The organism is Psychrobacter sp. AOP3-A1-26 (assembly GCF_052378235.1).
Taxonomy (GTDB): domain Bacteria; phylum Pseudomonadota; class Gammaproteobacteria; order Pseudomonadales; family Moraxellaceae; genus Psychrobacter.
In genome coordinates this window covers 1-21,812 of sequence record NZ_JBQSXN010000011.1, presented here as the reverse complement: position 1 = coordinate 21,812, position 21,812 = coordinate 1, and the positions used below count along the sequence as shown (strand labels likewise).

At 44.0% G+C, this 21,812-nt stretch carries 15 protein-coding genes and 2 tRNA genes; 11 read left to right on the top strand and 6 right to left on the bottom strand.

Translation table 11 applies throughout. The annotated features are described in order from the left end of the window. Positions 1–212 precede the first annotated feature (212 nt). Positions 213–1,499: a serine--tRNA ligase gene (serS, locus tag ACT3TU_RS03575; RefSeq protein ID WP_192528978.1), complete on the top strand. Its 1,287-nt coding sequence runs from the start codon at positions 213–215 to the stop codon at positions 1,497–1,499. 282 nt (positions 1,500–1,781) lie between these two features. Next, positions 1,782–3,779, top strand: a complete 1,998-nt coding sequence (tkt, locus tag ACT3TU_RS03570) for a transketolase (RefSeq protein WP_192528977.1) — start codon at positions 1,782–1,784, stop codon at positions 3,777–3,779. An 83-nt stretch (positions 3,780–3,862) separates the two neighbouring features. Here the strand turns inward: tkt and ACT3TU_RS03565 are convergent, their stop codons facing one another. The 4 genes from ACT3TU_RS03565 to exaC form a co-directional block, all read right to left on the bottom strand. Beyond that, a complete protein-coding gene (locus ACT3TU_RS03565; protein ID WP_192528976.1) occupies positions 3,863–4,468 on the bottom strand; it encodes a YceI family protein in 606 nt (201 codons plus the stop codon). 283 nt (positions 4,469–4,751) lie between these two features. Beyond that, complete coding sequence (locus tag ACT3TU_RS03560) at positions 4,752–6,395, bottom strand: GMC family oxidoreductase (RefSeq protein ID WP_192528975.1); 1,644 nt, start codon at positions 6,393–6,395, stop codon at positions 4,752–4,754. 367 nt (positions 6,396–6,762) lie between these two features. Then, complete coding sequence (locus tag ACT3TU_RS03555) at positions 6,763–7,092, bottom strand: DUF779 domain-containing protein (RefSeq protein WP_225735202.1); 330 nt, start codon at positions 7,090–7,092, stop codon at positions 6,763–6,765. An 89-nt stretch (positions 7,093–7,181) separates the two neighbouring features. Further along, entirely contained in the window at positions 7,182–8,708 is a 1,527-nt protein-coding gene (exaC, locus tag ACT3TU_RS03550) for an acetaldehyde dehydrogenase ExaC (protein WP_192528974.1), read from the bottom strand. A 414-nt stretch (positions 8,709–9,122) separates the two neighbouring features. On the opposite strand from exaC, the gene ACT3TU_RS03545 reads away from it, so the two are divergent. The 3 genes from ACT3TU_RS03545 to ACT3TU_RS03535 all read left to right on the top strand — a co-directional run bounded on the left by ACT3TU_RS03545 (position 9,123) and on the right by ACT3TU_RS03535 (position 12,483). Then, positions 9,123–11,048, top strand: coding sequence for an AAA family ATPase (locus ACT3TU_RS03545; RefSeq protein ID WP_192523179.1), 1,926 nt, complete (start codon positions 9,123–9,125; stop codon positions 11,046–11,048). Between the two features lie 76 nt (positions 11,049–11,124). Then, complete coding sequence (locus ACT3TU_RS03540) at positions 11,125–12,300, top strand: type I glyceraldehyde-3-phosphate dehydrogenase (protein ID WP_192523178.1); 1,176 nt, start codon at positions 11,125–11,127, stop codon at positions 12,298–12,300. A 92-nt stretch (positions 12,301–12,392) separates the two neighbouring features. Next, a tRNA-Ser gene (locus ACT3TU_RS03535) sits at positions 12,393–12,483 on the top strand. Positions 12,484–12,789: 306 nt separating this feature from the next. Here ACT3TU_RS03535 and ACT3TU_RS03530 read toward each other — a convergent pair. Next, positions 12,790–13,116, bottom strand: coding sequence for a CopG family transcriptional regulator (locus tag ACT3TU_RS03530; protein WP_192528973.1), 327 nt, complete (start codon positions 13,114–13,116; stop codon positions 12,790–12,792). A gap of 206 nt (positions 13,117–13,322) precedes the next feature. Continuing rightward, positions 13,323–13,398 (bottom strand) — tRNA-Asn (locus tag ACT3TU_RS03525). A 592-nt stretch (positions 13,399–13,990) separates the two neighbouring features. Here ACT3TU_RS03525 and ACT3TU_RS03520 point away from each other — a divergent pair. The 6 genes from ACT3TU_RS03520 to ACT3TU_RS03495 all read left to right on the top strand — a co-directional run bounded on the left by ACT3TU_RS03520 (position 13,991) and on the right by ACT3TU_RS03495 (position 21,744). Then, a complete protein-coding gene (locus ACT3TU_RS03520; RefSeq protein WP_192523176.1) occupies positions 13,991–14,335 on the top strand; it encodes a DMT family transporter in 345 nt (114 codons plus the stop codon). Positions 14,336–14,356: 21 nt separating this feature from the next. After that, positions 14,357–14,923 carry a TetR/AcrR family transcriptional regulator gene (locus ACT3TU_RS03515; protein WP_192523175.1) on the top strand — a complete coding sequence of 189 codons (567 nt, stop codon included), beginning with the start codon at positions 14,357–14,359 and terminating at the stop codon, positions 14,921–14,923. A gap of 289 nt (positions 14,924–15,212) precedes the next feature. After that, a complete protein-coding gene (gene betB / locus ACT3TU_RS03510; RefSeq protein ID WP_192523174.1) occupies positions 15,213–16,715 on the top strand; it encodes a betaine-aldehyde dehydrogenase in 1,503 nt (500 codons plus the stop codon). 274 nt (positions 16,716–16,989) lie between these two features. Next, entirely contained in the window at positions 16,990–18,690 is a 1,701-nt protein-coding gene (gene betA, locus ACT3TU_RS03505; protein ID WP_192523173.1) for a choline dehydrogenase, read from the top strand. A gap of 269 nt (positions 18,691–18,959) precedes the next feature. Then, positions 18,960–21,005: a choline BCCT transporter BetT gene (betT, locus tag ACT3TU_RS03500; RefSeq protein WP_192523172.1), complete on the top strand. Its 2,046-nt coding sequence runs from the start codon at positions 18,960–18,962 to the stop codon at positions 21,003–21,005. A 247-nt stretch (positions 21,006–21,252) separates the two neighbouring features. After that, positions 21,253–21,744, top strand: coding sequence for a M48 metallopeptidase family protein (locus ACT3TU_RS03495; RefSeq protein WP_192523171.1), 492 nt, complete (start codon positions 21,253–21,255; stop codon positions 21,742–21,744). Positions 21,745–21,812 lie beyond the last annotated feature (68 nt).

The following is a 21,812-nucleotide window of genomic DNA, read 5'->3' as shown; positions in this document are numbered from 1 at the left end:
AATGAGTGAAACCTACCCAAAGTCTGGCCAAAACATGGTCAAATCTGCTGGGTCTTGGTATTATAGCGTCCACAACATATTCTCATGACCAACACAGCGTCATAGCTGAGCTTTATCACATGACATTTATCACGACGTCATAAAGCTCAGCTAACCAATTGACGATTTTATTTTTGAACCTTTTATCCACTTTAGCGTTACAGGCAACTATTATGATTGATCCAAAACTCTTACGCGGCGATTTAAGTGATTTACAACAGCAGTTGGCCACTCGTGGTTATGCGCTTGATCTGGCATTCTGGCAAACGGTTGAGTCCGAGCGTAAATCCTTACAAGTCAAAACTGAAGAGTTGCAATCGCGCCGTAATGCAGGGGCTAAGCAAGTAGGTGCACTAAAAAAATCAGGCGAAGATGCCAGTGAGCTATTGGCTGAAATGCAAAATGTCAGCGGAGAAATTAAGGTGGCTGAAGACGAGCTGCGTACTCTGCAAGAGCGTATCACTCAAGCGGCATTACAGATTCCAAATATTCCAGCAACAGACGTACCCGTTGGTACCTCAGAAGACGACAATGTGGAAGTACACAAATGGGGTACACCGCGCGAGTTTGATTTTGAGGTTCAAGACCATACGCATATCGGTGAAACGCTGGGTATGCTCGACTTTGAAGCCGCCGCCAAGCTTACGGGCAGTCGCTTTAACGTGTTAAAAGGGCAACTTGCGCAAATGCACCGCGCCTTAATTCAGTTTATGCTAAATACTCATACCATTAAGTACGGCTATACTGAAACCTATGTCCCTTATATCGTTAATAGTGAGAGCTTAAAAGGGACGGGTCAGCTGCCGAAGTTTGAAGATGATTTGTTTAAACTAACCAATCATACCAATAATGAAGGCACTGATTTTTATCTGATTCCAACCGCCGAAGTACCGATGACCAATTTGGTGCGCGGTGAGCGTTTAGATATTAAAGAGTTACCGTTAAAATTTACCGCGCATACACCCTGTTTCCGTAGTGAGGCGGGTTCGCACGGCCGTGATACCCGCGGTCTAATTCGTCAGCATCAGTTTGAAAAAGTTGAGATGGTCAATATTGCTACTGCTGAGCAATCTGATGATTTGCTTGAGGCGATGACTGGACAAGCAGAATATGTCTTGCAGCAGCTAAATCTGCCGTATCGTACGGTAAAATTATGCACTGGCGATATGGGCTTTGCTGCGCAAAAGACTTACGATATCGAAGTGTGGTTGCCAAGCCAAGAGACTTACCGTGAAATCTCAAGCTGCTCAAACTGTGGCGATTTCCAAGCACGCCGTATGGGCACACGCGTCAAAGACGGCAAGCAAACCAGCCTAGCACATACGCTAAATGGTTCAGGCTTGGCGGTCGGCCGTACTTTATTGGCTGTGATGGAAAACCATCAAAATGCGGATGGCAGTATTACGATTCCAGAAGTATTACGTCCGTTTATGGGCGGTGTCGAGGCAATTACTGTTTAATAGAAATTTAGCCGTATGAACAGCGAGTCGCTAGGTTGACTCGCAGTTTATTTATAGCCCCCTATGATTGTTTATCATTTAACAAAACTGATATGAATGATTGTTAAATACAAACGCTTCTGTCAGCGCATTTTTGGCTTGCTTCATAGCAAATATGTTAATATTACATTTTGATTTTATAGCCTATCTATTGAAGATGCCTAGCGCGTTTTTGATGGATGACCCTCTGAGTAAACTCTCCTCTTATGCTCCATACCTCTCTTTCGAATATTAGGACACTCTATGCCAGCTCCAATTAGCGAACGTAAATTAGCCAATGCCATCCGTGTACTGTCGTTTGATGCGGTTCAAAAAGCCAACTCCGGACATCCAGGCGCACCGATGGGTATGGCGGATATTGCCGAAGTGTTGTGGCGCAAGTTTTTAAAGCACAATCCTGCTGACCCGCAGTGGCATAACCGCGACCGCTTTGTACTATCAAACGGTCATGGCTCGATGTTGATTTATTCATTGTTACATTTATCTGGCTATGATGTCAGCGTCGATGACCTAAAAGGCTTTCGTCAATTGCATTCGAAAACCCCTGGTCATCCTGAGCTTGGCTATACCCCTGGTATTGAAACCACCACTGGTCCACTAGGACAAGGTATTGCCAACGCCGTTGGTTTTGCAATTGCAGAAAAAACGCTGGCAGCGCAGTTTAACCGTGACGGTCATAACGTCGTTGATCATCATACTTATGCGTTCTTAGGTGATGGCTGCTTGATGGAAGGTATCAGCCATGAAGTTTGCTCGCTAGCAGGTACGCTAGGTCTTGGCAAACTAGTGTTCTTTTATGATGACAACGGTATTTCAATCGATGGCGACGTCGACGGCTGGTTCACGGATGACACGCAAGCGCGTTTTGAAGCGTACGGCTGGCAAGTGATTAAGGTTGATGGTCATGATGCCGATGCTATTACGCAGGCCACTGAACAAGCGATTAAAGAAACCACTAAGCCAAGTCTTATTATTTGTAAAACGACGATTGGCGCTGGTAGTCCAAACAAGCAAGGTCTAGCAGCCAGCCATGGCGCGCCACTTGGTGATGATGAAATCGCCTTAACTCGCGATGCGTTATCTTGGAAGCATGCACCATTTGAATTAGATGATGAAATCTATGAAGCGTGGGATGCTAAAATCAAAGGTGACGTCCAACAGAAGAACTGGGATGCAGATTTTGACGCTTATAAAAAGGCGTATCCAGAACTGGCAGCTGAGCTATTACGCCGTTTAAACGGTGAATTACCTGCGGACTTTGACAAGCAAGCCCAAGACTATATTCAGCAAACTCAAGATCAAGGCGGCGATGTCGCTAGCCGTAAAGCCAGTCAAAATGCGATTAATACCTTGCAGCCATTATTGCCTGAATTGATGGGTGGTTCAGCGGATCTTGCTGGCTCAAACCTCACGCTATTTAAAGGTGCTAAAGGCATCGAAAAAGATGCTGACGGCAACTACATTTACTATGGCGTGCGTGAGTTCGGTATGACTGCGATTGCTAATGGTATCGCACTGCATGGCGGTTTTATCCCCTACGTGGCAACGTTCCTGATGTTTATGGAGTATGCACGTAACGCCGTCCGTATGGGCGCACTCATGAAGCAGCGTATCATTCATGTTTATACCCATGACTCTATCGGTCTGGGTGAAGACGGCCCAACCCATCAGCCAGTTGAGCAATTGACTAGCCTGCGTACCACGCCGAATCTACGTACATGGCGTCCGTGTGATGCGACCGAATCTGCCAGTGCTTGGGTTGAAGCGATTAAGTCTGAACACAATCCATCAGCGTTAATCTTTAGCCGTCAAAGCTTGCCACATCAAGCACGTGATAGCGAGCAAGTCGCGAACATCACCAAAGGCGGTTATGTACTGGCAAAAGAAAAAGGCGAGCTACAAGCAATCATCATCGCCACTGGTTCAGAAGTTGGACTAGCCATGCAAGCGTATCAAACGCTTAGCCAAAATGGCGTTGGCGTGCGTGTGGTTTCTATGCCATGTGCTGAAATCTTTGTAGAGCAAGATGCTAGCTACCGCGAAGCGGTATTGCCAGCCAATATCCGCGCCCGCGTAGCTGTAGAAGCGGCGCATGTAGATTACTGGTTTAAGTTCGTCGGTCTTGATGGCAAAGTCATCGGTATGAGCGCTTATGGTGAATCAGCGCCAGCAGATGAGCTGTATAAAGAGTTCGGCATTACCACTGAAGCTGTGGTTGATGCGGTGAATAGTTTGGTTTAATTAAACCAGCTGTTTAGATAATAAAAAAGAGTTGCTAGATTCCTAGCAACTCTTTTTTATTGGGTTTTTTAAGCTATTCAAAACTAATTAGCAGCAATCAGCTTCCCTGATATCTCAAGAGGTATGATATTGTTGATGATTTTTGGAAAAGCAGTAACTCCGTAATTATATCTATCAACCATGCCGGTAGCGCGGAACTTCAAAACAGGTTTAGAGGTGACAGGATCCTTTTCGACATCCGATAGCTTTACTCTAACGGTTAAGGGTTTGGTTTGACCTAAGACGGTAAAGTCACCGGTTACATTCGCTTCTTTGGGATTAATCATGCTGACTTTTTTGGAAACAAAAGTCATCGTCGGATATTGCTGAGTATTCAGCAGCGCCTTCCGACGCAAAAAGGCGTCTCGTAGACTGCGATCTGTATCAATACTATCGGTATAAACGGTAAAGTTAATGGTCGTACTTGCTGGTTTTTTTACATCATAATGGATAGTGCCATTTACTTTATTAAACCTACCATCGGTAGTGGCTTTACCTAGATAATTGACTTCAAAATTCACGTTGGTTTTTGGTACGTCCAACTTCCATTTTTGTGGCGTTGTACTAGCGGCCAGACTCATTACTGGTAGTGATAATAATAGGTAGGTGCTTAGCGTTATTTTGAGCCAAGAAGTGGTGCGTGTATTCATAGGTACAATCCAGATGGTAATAATCACTTTATCGTTATTTGAAGTGGGTTATGAGAATTTGTCGTTTTTTAAGCAATAAATAATAAGTAGATAGCTTACTACAACTATCTTATTTCAATGTATTATTAAAGTCGTGATTAAATGACATGCCCTAAATAAAATAAATATGTTGTGACGCGAGACAGGTATAAGTTTTTCTGGCTTGTTATGCCTATATCGATAGGGACTGTAAAACTTATGTTTTAAACGTAAGCGTCTCAGTCCCGCTGTATCTCTCTTGTATTTATGCAACCACTGACTTTTTATGGCTATGATTTGCCTTAATAAGGTCGGCAATTTTTTCAGCAATCATAATCGTTGGTGCATTGGTATTGGCACTAATCAATGTCGGCATAACTGACGCATCAATGACTCGTAGCCCATTTACCCCACGTACTTTTAATTCTAAATCGACCACTGAATCGCTATCTGAACCCATGCGGCAAGTGCCAATTGGATGGTAGATAGTATCTGACTTATTGCGAATATAGCCAAGCATGCCGTCTTTTTCGATATAAGGAGCAGGGTAGTCCTCGGTAATATATTTGGCCATTGGTGATTCTTGCATGATTGCTCGCGCCCGCTCCGCGCCTGCTACCATATACTCTACATCTTTGGGGTCAGAGAGGTAGTTTGGATCTATCAATACTGTGTCTGAGGGGTTGGCAGAATCGAGCCTGACCGTACCGCGACTTTCAGGACGTAAATAGCAGCTGTGACATGAGACAGCAAAGCCGCGCCTGAGATCACGACCGTGTTCGATCACGCGAGAGATTACAAAATGCAATTGGGTGTTTGGCCATTCTTTTGGAGCGTCACCAACGCTATAGAATGCGCCTGCTTCAGCATAGTTAGAAGACAAGAGGCCTGTACCGTCCTTTCTCCACTGTCGAATACCCTTGGTCAGCGTTGAAATGGTCGCCATGCCAATACCAATAACATCAGTAGTATTAACCTCGTAATCAAATACTACATCCAAATGGTCTTGTAGATTACCGCCAACTTCGGGCGCATCTACCAATACATCGATGCCGTGTGACTGTAAATGCTCAGCAGGGCCGATACCTGATAGCATCAGAACTTTGGGTGAACCAAACGTGCCACCTGATAATATCACTTCATGACGTGCCATGACTGTATGTTCGACACCGTCTTTTTCATACGCTACGCCCGTTGCCTGCTTGTCTTCAAAGATGACGCGGTTGGCTTGCGCATGGGTAACGACCGTCAGATTTGATCGACTTTGCACAGGATGTAGGTAAGCGGCAGCGGCAGAGCAGCGCTGGCCTTGTTTTTCGCCATGAAAGTGGGTGACTTGATACAGTCCTGCACCGTCTTGCTTGGCGCCATTAAAGTCTTCATTGTGGTCAAGACCATTGGCAATGGCCGCTTCGACAAATGCTTTTGAGATGTCGCGTGGGCTGAGTAATTCACTGACATGCGAAGGTCCGCTATCGCCATGTAGTTCATCGCTACCATGGACATTGTTCTCGGCTTTGATAAAGTAGGGAAGCACATCGTCAAAACCCCAGCCTTCGCAGCCTTGCTCCACCCAGCGCTCATAATCTAACGCACTACCACGGGTGTAAATCATGGCATTGATGGCAGAGGAGCCACCTAAACATTGCCCTCGTGGTTGAAAGCCACGACGATTGTTTAAGTGCGTTTGTGGAGTAGTATGAAAGCACCAATTATTTAATTTCAGTGGTTTACCTGGAACCATAAGAATCAGTCCAGCAGGTACGCGAACCGCAAGGTCTTTACCTTCGCCGCCGTATTCTAATAAACAAACACTGATATCTGGGTTTTCTGTTAGACGGCTGGCAAGCACACATCCTGCTGAACCACCACCAACGATGACGTAATCAAAATTTCCATCAAATTCCATTTTATATTCCCTGTTGCATCCATGCTGATTAAAATATTTATGTTAAAACAGACTTATCAAAATAAGTGACGTCTTACAGTATCTATTATTTCACTGAAATAATATAGTCCGTTCAATATAAAGCAGATGTACCGGGAATGGAAATTATGGGGCTAATTTTTTCAGCCTCGTTATGTAGGCAGTTCTAAATAAGAGCGATACGATTGTAATAAAGTAAATAGCCACGTACTACTGTTATAAATTTTTCTTGCTTGCTGTTCGCAAGCGTGACAGAGGCTGCGTAAAATTTACTCCAATAGTACTAATATAGGTTTTAAAGTGAATCAACTGTAGTATGTACAATTGGAAGAATTCAGCTTAGTCCCGTCTATACCGAGCAAACATCTGAGCGTACGATAAAGCGTTTGCCTTCGGGTATCTCTAGCGAAAAACTGGCACCGCGTCCATTGACCACATCAATGGTCAAATCAGTATGTTGCCAGAGTTTATGTTGCGCTTTGCCCATATAAAACGGACAGCCGACTAGCTCGCCGACAAGGACATCTTGACCGCCAACTTTAAATTCGCCTAACGGATAACACATCGGAGAGCTACCATCACAGCAGCCGCCTGATTGGTGAAACATCAGCTCGCCATGTTTAGATTTTAAAAGCTCAATAAGGTCTTTACAGGATTCTGTCGCGGTAATTTTCATCATTTATTCCTTTTAAAATTATTTATAAAAAAATGCAACCTACCTTTTGATAGATTGCATTGATTTACCTAAAGTGATTTTGCTACCTTAGATTAAAAGAAACCCATCTTTTTTGGACTATAAGATACCAGCATGTTTTTGGTTTGCTGATAATGGTCAAGCATCATTAGATGGTTTTCACGACCAATACCCGATTGCTTATAACCACCGAAGGCGGCATGTGACGGATAGAGATGATAACAGTTGGTCCAAACGCGACCAGCTTGGATGCCACGGCCGAAACGGTAGGCTTTGTGAATGCTACGAGTCCATACGCCTGCACCCAGACCATATAGCGTGTCATTAGCAATCTGCATGGCTTCTTCATCATCTTTAAAAGTGGTGACAGCAAGTACAGGTCCGAAGATTTCTTCTTGGAACACGCGCATGTCATTGGTGCCTTCAAAGATAGTTGGTTTGACATAGTAACCATCTGATAGGTCGCCGTCGTGTTTGGCTTGGTCGCCGCCAACCAGAACTTTCGCGCCTTCTTTTTTACCAATATCCAAATAAGATAGGATTTTTTCTAATTGATCTGAGCTGGCTTGGGCACCAATCATGGTTTCGGTATCTAATGGGTTACCCATTTTGATGGCTTCGACACGAGCAATGCAGCGTTTCATAAATTCGTCATAGATACTTTCATGGACGAGTGCGCGCGACGGACAGGTACAAACCTCGCCTTGGTTGAGGGCAAACATTACTAAGCCTTCAACGGCTTTGTCTAAGAAATCATCGTCTTCATCCATGACATCAGCAAAGAATATATTTGGGCTCTTACCACCCAGCTCTAGTGTCACTGGAATGATGTTTTCACTGGCGTACTGCATGATGAGGCGACCAGTCGTCGTCTCGCCAGTGAACGCTACTTTGTTAATACGCGGGTTCGATGCAAGCGGCTTACCGGCCTCAACACCAAAGCCATTGACCACGTTTAGTACGCCTTTTGGCAAGATATCAGCGACACCGATAGTCTCTAGCATAAATAAGATAGACGCAGGCGTTTGCTCGGCAGGTTTCATGACGATACAGTTACCAGCAGCTAGGGCAGGCGCAATTTTCCATACGGCCATTAAAATTGGGAAGTTCCAGGGAATAATTTGACCGACCACGCCTAGTGGCTCATGGAAATGGTAAGCGACCGTGTCTTCATCGATTTGGCTGATGCCGCCTTCTTGGGCACGAATGGCACTGGCGAAATAACGGAATTGATCGATGGCCAATGGAATATCTGCCATTAGCGTCTCACGTACTGGCTTACCGTTTTCGTAGCATTCGGCAATGGCGATGGCTTCTAGATTGGCTTCCATGCTGTCAGCGATTTTGAGTAACAGATTGGCGCGTTCAGCAACACTGGTTTTGCCCCAAGCGTCTTTAGCAGCATGAGCGGCATCTAATGCTAATTCGATATCGGCTTCTTTTGAGCGTGCGACTTGGCAAATAGTTTTTCCATCGATAGGACTTGGGTTATCAAAGTATTCGCCATCGACTGGTGCTACCCACTCACCATTAATAAAGTTATCATATTTTTCGCGGAATTGGACGGGACTGTTTTCAGTGTTGGGATAAGCGTATAACATTAACCACTCCTTGTTGTGTATTATGACTACTTGAGAATACTTGATCTTCCTGATCAAGTTATGACTCTATCGTACTGAGCTTTTAGGTAGAGTGATAATGACTTTTTATAATGATATATTTTGTATCATATAACTTTAAGTTATACAACGTATGAGGGTTAAAGTGGTTCGTAATATGCAGGTAGCTGTTATAATCATGGCAGCTGTTTTTGCTGATAGTCGATAATAAATAAAATGGATACATGGCATATAACGTGGGACTGATATAAAATTTCTTGTGTGCTGTGGCTTCGCCGACAGAAGCTACAAAAAGTTCATATCAGTCCCGCTATATATTTTTTATATTGATCTGACTATATATTACTTTTCTTTAGATTTTTCTCTTATCACTATTAAATAAATTGGTTTGGATATATGCGTCAATCTTCTGCTCTCAATATTTTAAAAACAGGACAAAATGTCTTTTTGACTGGCTCAGCAGGTTCAGGAAAAACTTATACGCTCAACCAATATATTGACTATCTGCGTGCGCGCCGTGTACCCGTTGCCGTCACTGCCAGTACTGGTATTGCTGCGACGCATATGAACGGCACGACCATCCATAGCTGGTCAGGTATTGGCATCAAAGATGAGTTATCTGAGCGCGATTTGACCAATTTATCACGCAAGCAGTTTTTGGCTGATAGACTCAAAGACACTGCGGTACTGATTATCGATGAAATATCGATGCTGCATGCCAAGCAGATCAATTTGGTCAGCCAAGTACTTAAGCATGTACGCAAAAATGACAAAGCCTTTGGTGGCATTCAAGTCGTCGTAGCAGGAGACTTTTTTCAGTTACCGCCGATTGGTAGCAAGGGTGAGAGCAACCGTGAGAAGTTTGCCTTTATGTCGGAAGCGTGGCTCGACGCTAAGTTTCATATCTGCTATTTATCCGAGCAACATCGGCAAGTGAGTGAAGCGGCCAATGGCGGGCTTGATTTGGACGATATTCTCAATCAAATCCGCCGTCAAGAAGTGACCTTTGAAGCGATTGCTGCACTGGAGGCGACCTTTGATCAAGACGTCGATATCAAGCGCACGCGCCTTTATACCCATAATCTCAATGTCAATAAAATTAATGATAAAGAGTTAGCCGAGCTATCGGGTGAGATGATGCGCTTTGAAGCCACGTCTGTTGGCGATAGTAAATTGGTTGAGACGCTAAAGAAAACCGTCCGTACCCAAGATGAGCTTATCCTCAAGGTTGGCTCAAAAGTGATGTTTATTAAAAACAATACCGAGCTTGGTGTGTCTAACGGCACCATGGGTGAGCTGATAGGCTTTGCGGCGGTAAAAATTAATGATGATAAAGACAGCAATGATAATTTGATTGCAGACGATGAAACCACTGTAGATACTGACGAAGACAAGGCTGACAATACAAAAAATAAAGCTAAGGATAAAGAAAAGTTAAAGGACAAAAAAATAACCACACAAAAAATGCCAGTGGTTCGGCTCAATTCAGGACGTGAGGTCATCGCTGAGCCAGAAGAGTGGATCATCGAGGACGAGACGGGTGAAGTGTTGGCGAGCTATGAGCAAGTGCCGTTATGTCTGGCATGGGCGATTACTATTCATAAGTCACAAGGTATGACGCTTGATGCCGCTGAGATTGACTTGTCACGCACCTTTGAGCTTGGGCAAGGTTATGTGGCGTTATCACGGCTAAAGTCGCTGGCAGGTCTGCAATTGCTAGGAATGAATGAGATGAGCTTGCAGCTTGATCCGCTGGCACGTGGCGCCGATAAGCGCTTTTTAGTGTTGTCTGACGAAGCTGATGCCAGCTATGCCATGCTCGATGAAGAAAGCATGACGCAAGCCCATGAGAAGTTTGTTTTGAAATCAGGCGGTACATTAAGTAAATCAGTGATTGATGCTTATGCCAATTTGCAAAAAAAGCGCCGCGAGCAGCAGCACGCGAAGCTAGATAAAAAACAGAAATTAGGCAATCAAGTCTCTGATAAATCAGCAAGCACCTTACAGGCGACCCGGCTATTACTAGAAGAAAGCTTATCTATCGCTGAGATATCCCAGGCGCGTCAGCTTTCACAATCGACCATCATGCGGCATATTGGTGAGCTAAAATCTCAAGATCCGAGCCTCGCTTGTGATCATCTGCGTCCAGAGGATGAGGTGATGACGGCGGTTGGTAATGCCTATATAGCGATTAAAGTGGCCAATAACCCCAACGACTTCAATGATGATGGTAGTATTAAGCTACGCCCAATCTTTGAGCACCTCAAACAGGCGATTGATTACAACACCATACGCTTGGCATTAATCTTTATTACGCCCTAATTTATTACGATTGGTTAGGCTCTGTTCAATGAAAGCGCTCAATTCCTTTTTATATCTTTTAAAGCGATAACTTGTTATGCCTGATTTTTCTAGTGCTACCTATCGTCTAACCTCTGACCCTTCTGTTGCAGGTTTTTATGCGACCAACGAGCAAACTCAGCCTTTGCGAGTGGCTATCAATGGTTTTGGTCGTATTGGTCGTAATGTACTGCGCGCATTATTAGAGCGATTTGAGGTGCTAGGGCGTGCCATTCATGTGGTCGCCATTAATGATTTGGCGCCAGCTGAGACCTTATTGCATCTACTTAGGTTCGATAGTACCCATGGGCGTTTGAGCCGATTGGGCGTGACCGCTGATATTGTTCAAGATGGTATTACTGATTATCAGCAAAAGCCCTGTGCGACAGCAGAAACCGATATTCAGCTGTGCTTAAATAAAAACAATCTCACTTATTGTATCCGTTTATTATCAAGAGAGAATGCAGAGACACTGCCGTGGAAAGATTTGCAGGTTGATGTGGTACTTGAATGTACGGGACACTATCGTTCATACGAGCAAGCCAGTGTGCATATAGAGGCAGGCGCTAAGCAGGTGATAATCGGCGCGGCTCCCTTTGATCATGTCGATGCTTCTATCGTTATGGGCGTTAATGGCGAGTCGTTAACGCGTAAATTGCCTATTATATCGAGTGTCTCATGCACCACTCAGGCATTAGTGCCGCTCATTGATACCCTTGATAAAGCCTTTGGCGTAAAGTCGGCGATGATGACTGAGATTCATGCCGTGACTGCGGATCAAACGGTGCTTGATCAAGCGCATCGTGATTTGAGACGGGCGCGCGCGTCTGGTTATAATATCATTCCAACGACCTCAAGCAGCATCGCCGCTACGGAGCGCGTGCTACCTAATATGATAGGCAAGATTAACGGTCACTCCATTCGTGTGCCAACCATCGATGTGGCGGCGATTGATGTCAATTTTATATTTGATACGCTGGACGTCGACATTGAGGCGATTCGAGAAGTATTGAAAACTGCCAGCGCTGGTAGTTTGATCAATATTATGGCTTATACCGATGAACCTTTAGTCTCAAGTGACTTTATCCATCAGACTGAATCGCTTATTATTGATGGGCAACAGCTTATGCAGATAGGCGAGCAGTATAAGGTTTTTGCTTGGTATGATAATGAATGGGGTTATGCCAACAGGCTGTTAGATATGTGCTTGCATCTTGCCTCAAGCAAGTCATAGCCCAGAGATTTTAAGCCGTTTATAAATTAATTTAACTTTTTTGAGATAAGCGCTTGCATTCTTATTTCAGATCGCTATAATGATGCACAAATGGAGACGTGGCAGAGCGGTTGAATGCACCGGTCTTGAAAACCGACAAGGGTTCATAGCCCTTCGAGAGTTCGAATCTCTCCGTCTCCGCCAAATTCAAAAAGCCCCAATCAGTAATGATTGGGGCTTTTTTTATGACACTGCTTTAGTGCTATATAGTTAAAATACTTTAAAAACGCTACGATACTGCTGGTATAGTTTTTTTGTAGCCTCTGTCTGCGTAGGCACAGCAAGCAAGAAAAAACTATACCTGCAGTACGTGATGTATCGATTTTACGTTTCACTGACTATTATAGGACAGAGCAGAGAAGAAAAATGGTTTGTTAAATATAAAAAAACCAAGCGCGATTAAGCAGGCTCGGTCTTTTTATTGAATGAAGCTGTTTTTAATATAGTGAGTTAGTCGTTGTCTTGCAGCTCAGATAAAGGGTGGGTGATATTATTATGGGTCACCACAATCGCCTCATCAATGATGTGCTGACTCACACCACGCTTACGCAGAGTCTCAATAAACACCTCATCATGGGCGAGTGTATAATCTTGATGATCACGGTCAAGCCCTTGGCGAATATATAAACGAATAAGTCCTTGAATGCGTTTAAAACCCAATTCTTCCGAAGTCGCCTCTAGTAGTGTAATCATCTCTTCAGACAAACGAATACTGATCGGGCGCATGATTTTTTGCGGATGATCAGAAAACTTATTTTTTATACGTGCAGGTATCATAATAAACCATTACTTTTAGTGAGTAGGAGTAAAGCACTCAGATAAAAACTAACCTAATGAAAACAATCCTTACCATACAACAAATACGTTCAAAAGAACACCGCAGCTGCGCGAATATTCTAAGTGTTCAATTAATACATTAATCAATATAAAAGTGATAACCATAAAAAAACCTTCATCAAATAATGATGAAGGTTTTTAGTATATGGCTCTCCAACCTGGGCTCGAACCAGGGACACACGGATTAACAGTCCGTTGCTCTACCAACTGAGCTATTGGAGAATAAGTTGTCATAACGGTTGTTGCTACAAGTTTTACAAAGGGGTTGATAAGCGCCGTTGCTTGTCTTGTTTGCGTTATGTGGAGCGTATTTTAGCCAAGTAGTTATGAGCTGTCAACCTTATTAGAGCATTAATTATAAATATTATCGTAATCTATCAAAAATAGGTGTTTTGGCATATTAAATAAACTGTTTTAGTCGATGTGCTAATCGATGACGCGGCCTAGATATAGTCAGTTCTAAATAAAATCGATACGTCAGTAGCCACGTGCTACTGGTATAAATTTTTCTTGCTGGCTGTTCGCAAGCGTGACAGAGGCTGCAAAAAATTTGCTCCAGCAGCACTGTGTCAGTTTTAAAGTGAATCAACTATATCAACAGGTAAAACTGGTTTTAATTGAATGAATTACTTATCTTTTTGAATATTAAAGCAATCCATAAATAAATTGAAACAAAATTTATGAATATACCCTTCACATTGCGCAATTATTTCTATAAAATACCGACCGTGTGGTTTCTTTAATGTATATACATTATTAATATATACTTGATTTGAACCCAATTTAAGCATGACTTAAAAAAGGCATCCTAATTATGAGTCCTACCACTATTGCTTACGGTTACCTTGCGATTGCCATTATTTGCGAAGTGATTGGTACCACCTTTTTAGTGAAGTCAGAGCAATTCACCCGTTTGGTGCCGACCTTAATTATGGGTGTGCTTTATGCCATCTCGTTTTATTTGCTGACCCAAACCATCAAAACCATACCGCTCGGCATCGCTTATGCACTGTGGGGTGGTCTGGGAATTGTGCTGACATCGCTTGTTGGCTTGGTATTTTTTAAGCAAAGTCTGGATACAGCAGCAGTGGTTGGCATCGCTATGATTGTTGGCGGGGTCGTGGTGATGAACTTACTGTCTAATTCTGTGGTGAATTAACCATTTAACAGGGAGGTAAAAATGGAAATTGAGAATGCTTATAAGCGTAAAAAACAGCCCGAACTGGTTCGTCGTGCGCTGCTTGACCAAGCCGCACGGATAACGCTAGAGCAGGGGTTGTCTAAGGTTACTTTTCAAGCGGTGGCTGATGCGGTCGGCGTGACCAAAGGCGGTGTGATGCATCATTTCGCCACCAAAAATGCGCTTATCCTTGAAGTGTTTCATGATGCGATGGCGAAATTTGAGGCAGAAGTGAATACGGCAATGGCCAAAGACCCTGTCAGTTATGGTGCTTTTACCCGCGCTTATATCGACGCCACCATCAGTTTGGGCGAAAAAGGACAGGAAGAGTTTAATAGCCAAGCCACGTTATATGTATTGATGCTTGGCGATATCGAACTGCGTGAATTGTGGGCCGAATGGTCAAATGCGCAATTAAAGAAACATGACGCCACTGATAATAACGAAACCTTATGTATGGTGCGTTTGGTTGCCGATGGTATTTGGCTTTCTGACTTTTCAGGCATCAATATATCTGACAAAAAATCCTTACGCGCGCGTTTGATAAACATGACCCAGCGTGAGTAGGATTGAGCAGTAGTTTTAGGGTAGTTAATGGGTTCAAGATGGGTTCAAGCGCTCTATAAATAAGATAGAAATATTGCTATAAGTTTTTCTTGCTTGCTGTGTGCTTTAGCAGACAGAGGCTGCAAAAAAATTATACCAATATCACATAATTACCGATGTATAAGTCAACGTAAAAACTTTATTTCAACACTTTTTATTCTAAAGTATTTTAATACTTAAACAGTAACGACACGATTTGAGATGAGTGTTCTTTATTAATAGCATTTATCAGTCGTCGCAAGGAGATTTTATGACAAATTCCAATAATTTAACCGACCTTATCCATTTAGACCAAGTGCAAACGGCTTATATCAACGGTCGTTTCCTACCTGTTGATGATTCGCTTGCAACTTTTGAAGATATTAATCCTGCGACTGGTGAGGTGCTAGCAACTATTCAGCAAACGACTGATGAGCAAGTTAATGCAGCGGTTAAAGCGGCACAAAAAGGCCAAAAGGTATGGGCGGCGATGACCGCGGTTGAGCGTGGCCGTATCTTATCAAAGGCGGTGGAGATATTGCGCGAACGCAATGACGTACTGGCGTTACTGGAAACCAAAGACACCGGTAAAGCTTACTCTGAGACCAAATACGTCGATATCGTCACTGGTGCTGACGTCGTTGAATATTATGCCGGACTGGCTCCAATGTTAGAAGGTCGTCAGATTCCACTACGTGATAGCAGCTTTGTCTATACTCGCCGTGAACCATTGGGCGTGGTCGCTGGTATCGGCGCTTGGAATTATCCCATTCAAATAGCGATGTGGAAGGCTGCGCCAGCATTAGCCGCTGGTAATGCGATGATTTTTAAACCATCAGAAGTTACCCCGTTAACCGCGCTAAAGCTAGCAGAAATATTCACAGAAGCGGGCTTGCCAGATGGCGTTTTTAACGTCGTGCAAGGGGATTACAAAGTGGGCGAAGCCTTAACCCAACATCCTGATATCGCTAAAGTCTCATTTACCGGCGGCGTACCAACGGGTAAAAAAGTCATGTCAAGCGCAGCAGCATCGTCGCTTAAAGATGTGACCCTAGAGCTGGGTGGTAAATCGCCATTAATCATATTTGATGATGCTGATATCGATACCGCCGCTGACATCGCCATGATGGCGAACTTCTATAGCACCGGTCAGGTCTGTACCAATGGCACGCGTGTCTTTATCCCGAAAGCCTTACAGGCCAAATTTGAGCAAGCCATTTTAACGCGTGTTGAGCGTATCAAGCTAGGCGATCCGATGGATGAAAGCATCAATATGGGGCCATTGGTGAGCTTCCCACACATGGAGCGAGTACTTGGCTATATCGAGCAAGGTAAAACTAGTGGCGCGCGCTTATTGACTGGCGGCGAACGTGTGATCACAGGCGATTTGGCTAATGGCGCCTTTGTTGCACCGACTGTGTTTAGCGATTGCAGCGATGACATGACTATCGTACGCGAAGAAATATTTGGTCCAGTAATGTCGATATTGACTTATGAAAGCGAAGAAGAAGTGATTCGCCGTGCCAATGATACTAATTATGGCTTGGCAGCAGGTGTCGTGACCGCTGATTTAACCCGCGCACATCGAGTCATTGCCCAAATTGAAGCCGGTATCTGCTGGTTAAATACCTGGGGTGAGTCGGCAGCACAAATGCCAGTCGGTGGCTACAAGCATTCAGGTATTGGCCGCGAAAACGGTATTGAAGCGCTTGAGCATTACACGCAAACCAAATCTATCCAAGTAGAGCTGGGTGCGTTTGAGTCTGTATTCTAATCATTTGTATTTGAAAGATTTTTAAAACAGTAAGGTTGATGTATAGGTAGTTCTAAATAAGAGCGATACGATTGTAATAAAGTAAATAGCCACGTGCTACTGGTATAAATTTTCTTGCTTGTTGTTCGCAAGCGTGACAGAGGCTGCGAAAAATTTACTCCAGTAGCACTCGTATCGGTTTTAAAGTGAATCAACTATATTAGGAATAATGTGTCCTTTTAGCACAGCCTTACGTATATGGAATGATGGATTTTTTAATATTACGGAGCGTTTTATGACATCCACTACACCTGAGTACGACTATATCATCGTCGGTGCCGGTTCAGCAGGCAATGTACTTGCTACGCGCTTAACCGAAGATGCCAACATTAAGGTGTTGCTGTTAGAGGCGGGTCGTCCAGACCATCGACTAGACTTTCGTACCCAAATGCCAGCGGCGCTTGCCATGCCTTTACAAGGAACCACTTATAACTGGGGCTATAAAACCGATCCCGAGCCGTATATGAATAACCGCGTTATGGACTGCGGACGCGGTAAAGGGCTCGGTGGTTCATCGTTGATTAATGGCATGTGCTATATCCGTGGTAACGCCTTGGATTTTGATGACTGGGCTAAAATTAAAGGTCTGGAAGATTGGACGTATTCGGACTGCTTACCCTACTTTAAAAAGTTAGAGAACTGTGACGCGGGCGAGAATGACTATCATGGCGTCGGTGGTCCGGTTGAGATGACTACTTCCAAACCAGGGGTTAATCCACTGTTTCAAGCCATGATTGAAGCGGGCGTACAAGCAGGCTATCCAAGCACCGAAGACCTAAACGGCTATCAGCAAGAAGGCTTTGGGCCAATGGATAGGTTCGTCACCCCTAATGGGCGCCGTGCTTCAACAGCTCGCGGTTATCTTGACCGTGCCAAACCGCGTAGCAATATCACCATTTTGACGGGTGCCTTGACCGATGTGATTTTATTCGATGGCAAGCGTGCTGTTGGCGTCAAAGTAGAGCATCAAGGTCAAACCAAAAACTTCCATGCATCTCGTGAAGTCATTGTTTCATCGGGCGCGATTGCCTCGCCGCAACTGTTACAGCGCTCAGGCATAGGTCCTGGCCAATGGCTCAAAGACTTAGGTGTAAATGAGATACTTGACTTACCAGGCGTCGGTAATAACCTGCAAGATCATTTAGAGCTGTATATGCAGTATGAATGTAAGCTGCCTGTTTCGATTGCACCTGCCAATAAATGGTGGAATAAACCAGCGATTGGTGCGGAATGGTTATTCAATGGCACAGGACTGGGTGCCTCCAATCAGTTTGAAGGTGGTGGCTTTATTCGAACCGATGAGAAGTTCACCCATCCTAATATCCAATATCATTTCTTGCCATTAGCGGTGCGTTATGACGGTCGCAGTGCGGTGAAATCACATAGCTTCCAAGCGCATGTCGGCTCATTACGCTCGCCAAGTCGTGGTCGCGTCAAGCTGACTTCGAAAGACCCAAGTGCGCATCCGAGTATTTTATTTAACTATATGTCTCACGATCAAGACTGGCACGAGTTCCGTGCGGCGATGCGTATTACCCGCGAGATTATGCATCAGCCTGCGCTCGATCCTTATCGTGGTCGTGCTATCTCGCCAACCGATGATTTGGTGACCGATGCGCAATTAGATGAATACGTCCGTAATAATAGTGAGACGGCTTATCATCCTTCTTGTACCTGTCCGATGGGCGAGGGTAATGATTCGGTAGTCAATGGTGAAGGGTTAGTGCATGGTATCGATGGTTTGCGCGTCGTCGATGCGTCGATTATGCCAAATATCATCAGTGGCAACCTCAACGCTACTACCATTATGCTGGCAGAAAAAATCGTCGATAAGATGAAAGGTAAGCAGTTGCCACGTTCAACCGTGGATTATTATGTCGCCAATGGCGCACCGCTCAGAGCCGAGCCGATGCGCGTCTATAGCGCTGCTGTCTAAGCGACCGATAAGCCATTTATTCAATAATCATATAAGCGAATCTCATCAAAAAGGCCTTTCCACGTAAAGGTCTTTTTCATCAGCGCTAAGCAATTAGTGTCATAAATAATCCTACGGCAGCATTTGCCTATTATTTATTTTGCCATTTAGAGAGTGGTTTTTTTACCATGTTTTTATTTATTGGTACTGCTTTGTGCGTCATGCGGCAATAAAGTCATAACGGACAAAGCAATACCACGTAGTGTTCAATTTACTTATTGAGGTCTTTTATGCACAGTTCGCCTGCAGAAGATGCGACGAAACCTCTGGGTCTAAATAAAACTGTATTTTTAGGCTCAGCTATTATTTCTATTTTATTGATAGTCTGGACGATCGCGTTTCCAGATTATAGCGAAAACCTGCTTAGCGCTGGTATGGCTTGGGTGTCAGAGAGTTTTGGCTGGTATTACATGCTGGTGGTTGCCGCTTATAGTATCTTTGCATTATTCGTTGGTCTGTCGAAATATGGCGATATCAAACTTGGTCAAGACCATGAAAAAGCCCAGTTTCCTTTTTTAACCTGGGCTGCCATGCTGTTTTCAGCAGGTATTGGCATTGATTTGTTATTCTTTGGTGCTTCTGAGCCGTTGATGCATTATCTAACGCCACATACTGGGTTAGAGCCTGCCAGTGCCGAGGCCATGCGAGAAGCGCTATCGCAAACTTTCTTGCATTGGGGGCTACATGGTTGGGGTATTTACGCACTCATCGGCATGGCGCTGGCTTACTTTGCTTATCGTAAAAATATGCCATTGGCACTACGTTCGCCGTTGACGCCGATATTTGGTGAGCGTTTAATCAAAGGCTGGCTTGGCGATGGCATTGATACCTTTGGCGTGGTTTGTACTTTGATGGGGATTGCCACGAGTTTGGGGATTGGTGTATTACAGGCCAATGCTGGACTGTCACATGTATTCGGTATCGAATCGAGTAAAATGGTTCAGACGCTCATCATTGTAGGGGTCGTCGCTGCTGCGGCCATTTCTGCCATGACCGGTGTGGAAAGAGGTGTACGCCGTCTTTCTGAATTTAACATGCTGTCTTCAGTATTGTTATTACTGGCAATATTAGTGATGGGTAATACGATTTATCTATTGAATACCTTTACTCAAAGTATTGGCCAGTATTTTCAAACCATCGTTTATAAAACCTTTGATGTGTACGCTTATGATGGTACTGCTGGTGCTGATTGGAAATCAGGCTGGACGATATTTTTCTGGGCATGGTGGGTGGCTTGGGCACCGTTTGTAGGCTTGTTTATCGCTCGTATTAGCCGTGGCCGTACCTTGCGTGAGTTTGTCTTTGGGGTGATGTTTATCCCACTTGGTTTCATCTTTGCTTGGTTCTCTATCTTTGGTAATTCCGCGATAGATTTGGTTGCCAATGGTGCTACTGAGCTTGGTGAGATTGCGGTTAATGATGCAGCGATGGGCATGTTTGCCCTGTTTGAGTACTTTCCCTACAGTGATATTTTGTCATTTGCTGGTGTGGTTATTGGTTTAGTGTTTTTTGTAACTTCAGCGGATTCGGGCGCGTTAGTATTAGCGAACTTGAGCTCAAGAGGCATGACCAATGATACCGATGCGCCAGTTTGGTTGCGCCTGTTTTGGGCAGCAGCAACGGGTCTTATTACCTTAGGTTTGCTGTTTGCCGGTGGCTTTGCTTCATTGCAGTCAGTCTCTGTCATTGCCGGTTTGCCATTCTCGCTTATCCTCTTGCTCTACATGGTGTCGATGTGGCGCTCGTTAAAAGAAGAGGGCAATAAACGTAAAGCCAGTACGGTTGGTACGGCCAATGTATTGGATAGTGGTAAGGGCTGGAAAGCGCGCTTGCAACGTATTGTCAGCTTCCCAAGCCATACGCAAGTTGAACGGTTTTTGCAAAATATTGTTAGACCTGCCATGACTGAAGTTGAAAATGAGCTTAAAGCTGGTGGTCTAAAAACCGCTCTAGATATTCGTAATTTGGCACATATCGGGCAAGATATAGATGACGGTTCGGATGACAATAGCGGTCAAATAGATGGTCTAAGTTTGCGCGTGGGACATGGTGATGAGGACGATTTTGTTTATGAGGTTAATTTAATCAAAGCCGAGCGTCCGAACTTTACCCTTAATACCTCAACGAAGCATGCCGAGTTTTATTATCGCGCTGAAGTGTTCTTAAGCGATGGCTCACAAGAGTATGATTTGGTTGGCTATACCAAAGAGCAAGTACTGGTCGATATCTTGCATCAGTACGAACGTCATATGCAGTATCTGCATTTGGAGCGTTAATTAATAACCCTGAGTAAATATATTTTTGAAGATAAGCCCATAAGCTGGATGCAGCTTGTGGGTTTTTTATTAACCATAAAATAAGCAGAGATAGGGTAAAGTATATCATTGGTTTATTTTGAAGGTATTATAGCGAGGCTGAAGAAAAATTTATCAGCCTCGTATACAGTTAAAAACCGTCATGCTTTTATATGAGATTGATTGTATAAAGCTCGGACGTTTTAAAGTATCAGCAAAGGATAAATTTGTGACCACACTCAAGTATATCGCTCATTATTCTGAGCAAATCCAAACCCAAGCCGCGCTATTAATTAGTGAAGGCAAGCTGGGAGAATATATAGAAAAAAAGTACCCCAATCAGCACCAAGTTCAGAGTGACAAAGCGCTGTATCAGTATATCAATGAGATCAAAAACCAATCGATGCGTAAAATTGGCCCGTTATCAAATGTCAGCTATAGCAGTAAACTTAAAGTCCTCAAGCATGCGCTGGGCATTCATACCACCCAATCTCGTGTACAGGGCAGCAAGCTCAAGTCGCATAATAGCATCACTGTCGCTAGCTTATTCAAAGAAGCGCCACCTGAGTTTTTACGTATGATTGTCGTGCATGAGTTGGCACATTTTAAAGAGCATGAGCACAACAAGGCTTTTTATCAATTATGTTGTCATATGCAGCCTGATTATCATCAAGTCGAGCTAGATACGCGTTTGTGGTTGCATTGGCGTGAGCTTGCGTGATTGTTGTGATTTGGATTATCCATGGGTTGAAATGAGATATTTTGATAGACGCTTAAATTAAAAAATTA

Excerpts from the sequence above, each read along its gene's own strand:
- serS (WP_192528978.1), top strand. The coding sequence starts at position 213 with ATGATTGATCCAAAACTCTTACGCGGCGATTTAAGTGATTTACAACAG.
- tkt (WP_192528977.1), top strand. The coding sequence starts at position 1,782 with ATGCCAGCTCCAATTAGCGAACGTAAATTAGCCAATGCCATCCGTGTA.
- ACT3TU_RS03565 (WP_192528976.1), bottom strand. The coding sequence starts at position 4,468 with ATGAATACACGCACCACTTCTTGGCTCAAAATAACGCTAAGCACCTAC.
- ACT3TU_RS03560 (WP_192528975.1), bottom strand. The coding sequence starts at position 6,395 with ATGGAATTTGATGGAAATTTTGATTACGTCATCGTTGGTGGTGGTTCA.
- ACT3TU_RS03555 (WP_225735202.1), bottom strand. The coding sequence starts at position 7,092 with ATGATGAAAATTACCGCGACAGAATCCTGTAAAGACCTTATTGAGCTT.
- exaC (WP_192528974.1), bottom strand. The coding sequence starts at position 8,708 with ATGTTATACGCTTATCCCAACACTGAAAACAGTCCCGTCCAATTCCGC.
- ACT3TU_RS03545 (WP_192523179.1), top strand. The coding sequence starts at position 9,123 with ATGCGTCAATCTTCTGCTCTCAATATTTTAAAAACAGGACAAAATGTC.
- ACT3TU_RS03540 (WP_192523178.1), top strand. The coding sequence starts at position 11,125 with ATGCCTGATTTTTCTAGTGCTACCTATCGTCTAACCTCTGACCCTTCT.
- ACT3TU_RS03530 (WP_192528973.1), bottom strand. The coding sequence starts at position 13,116 with ATGATACCTGCACGTATAAAAAATAAGTTTTCTGATCATCCGCAAAAA.
- ACT3TU_RS03520 (WP_192523176.1), top strand. The coding sequence starts at position 13,991 with ATGAGTCCTACCACTATTGCTTACGGTTACCTTGCGATTGCCATTATT.
- ACT3TU_RS03515 (WP_192523175.1), top strand. The coding sequence starts at position 14,357 with ATGGAAATTGAGAATGCTTATAAGCGTAAAAAACAGCCCGAACTGGTT.
- betB (WP_192523174.1), top strand. The coding sequence starts at position 15,213 with ATGACAAATTCCAATAATTTAACCGACCTTATCCATTTAGACCAAGTG.
- betA (WP_192523173.1), top strand. The coding sequence starts at position 16,990 with ATGACATCCACTACACCTGAGTACGACTATATCATCGTCGGTGCCGGT.
- betT (WP_192523172.1), top strand. The coding sequence starts at position 18,960 with ATGCACAGTTCGCCTGCAGAAGATGCGACGAAACCTCTGGGTCTAAAT.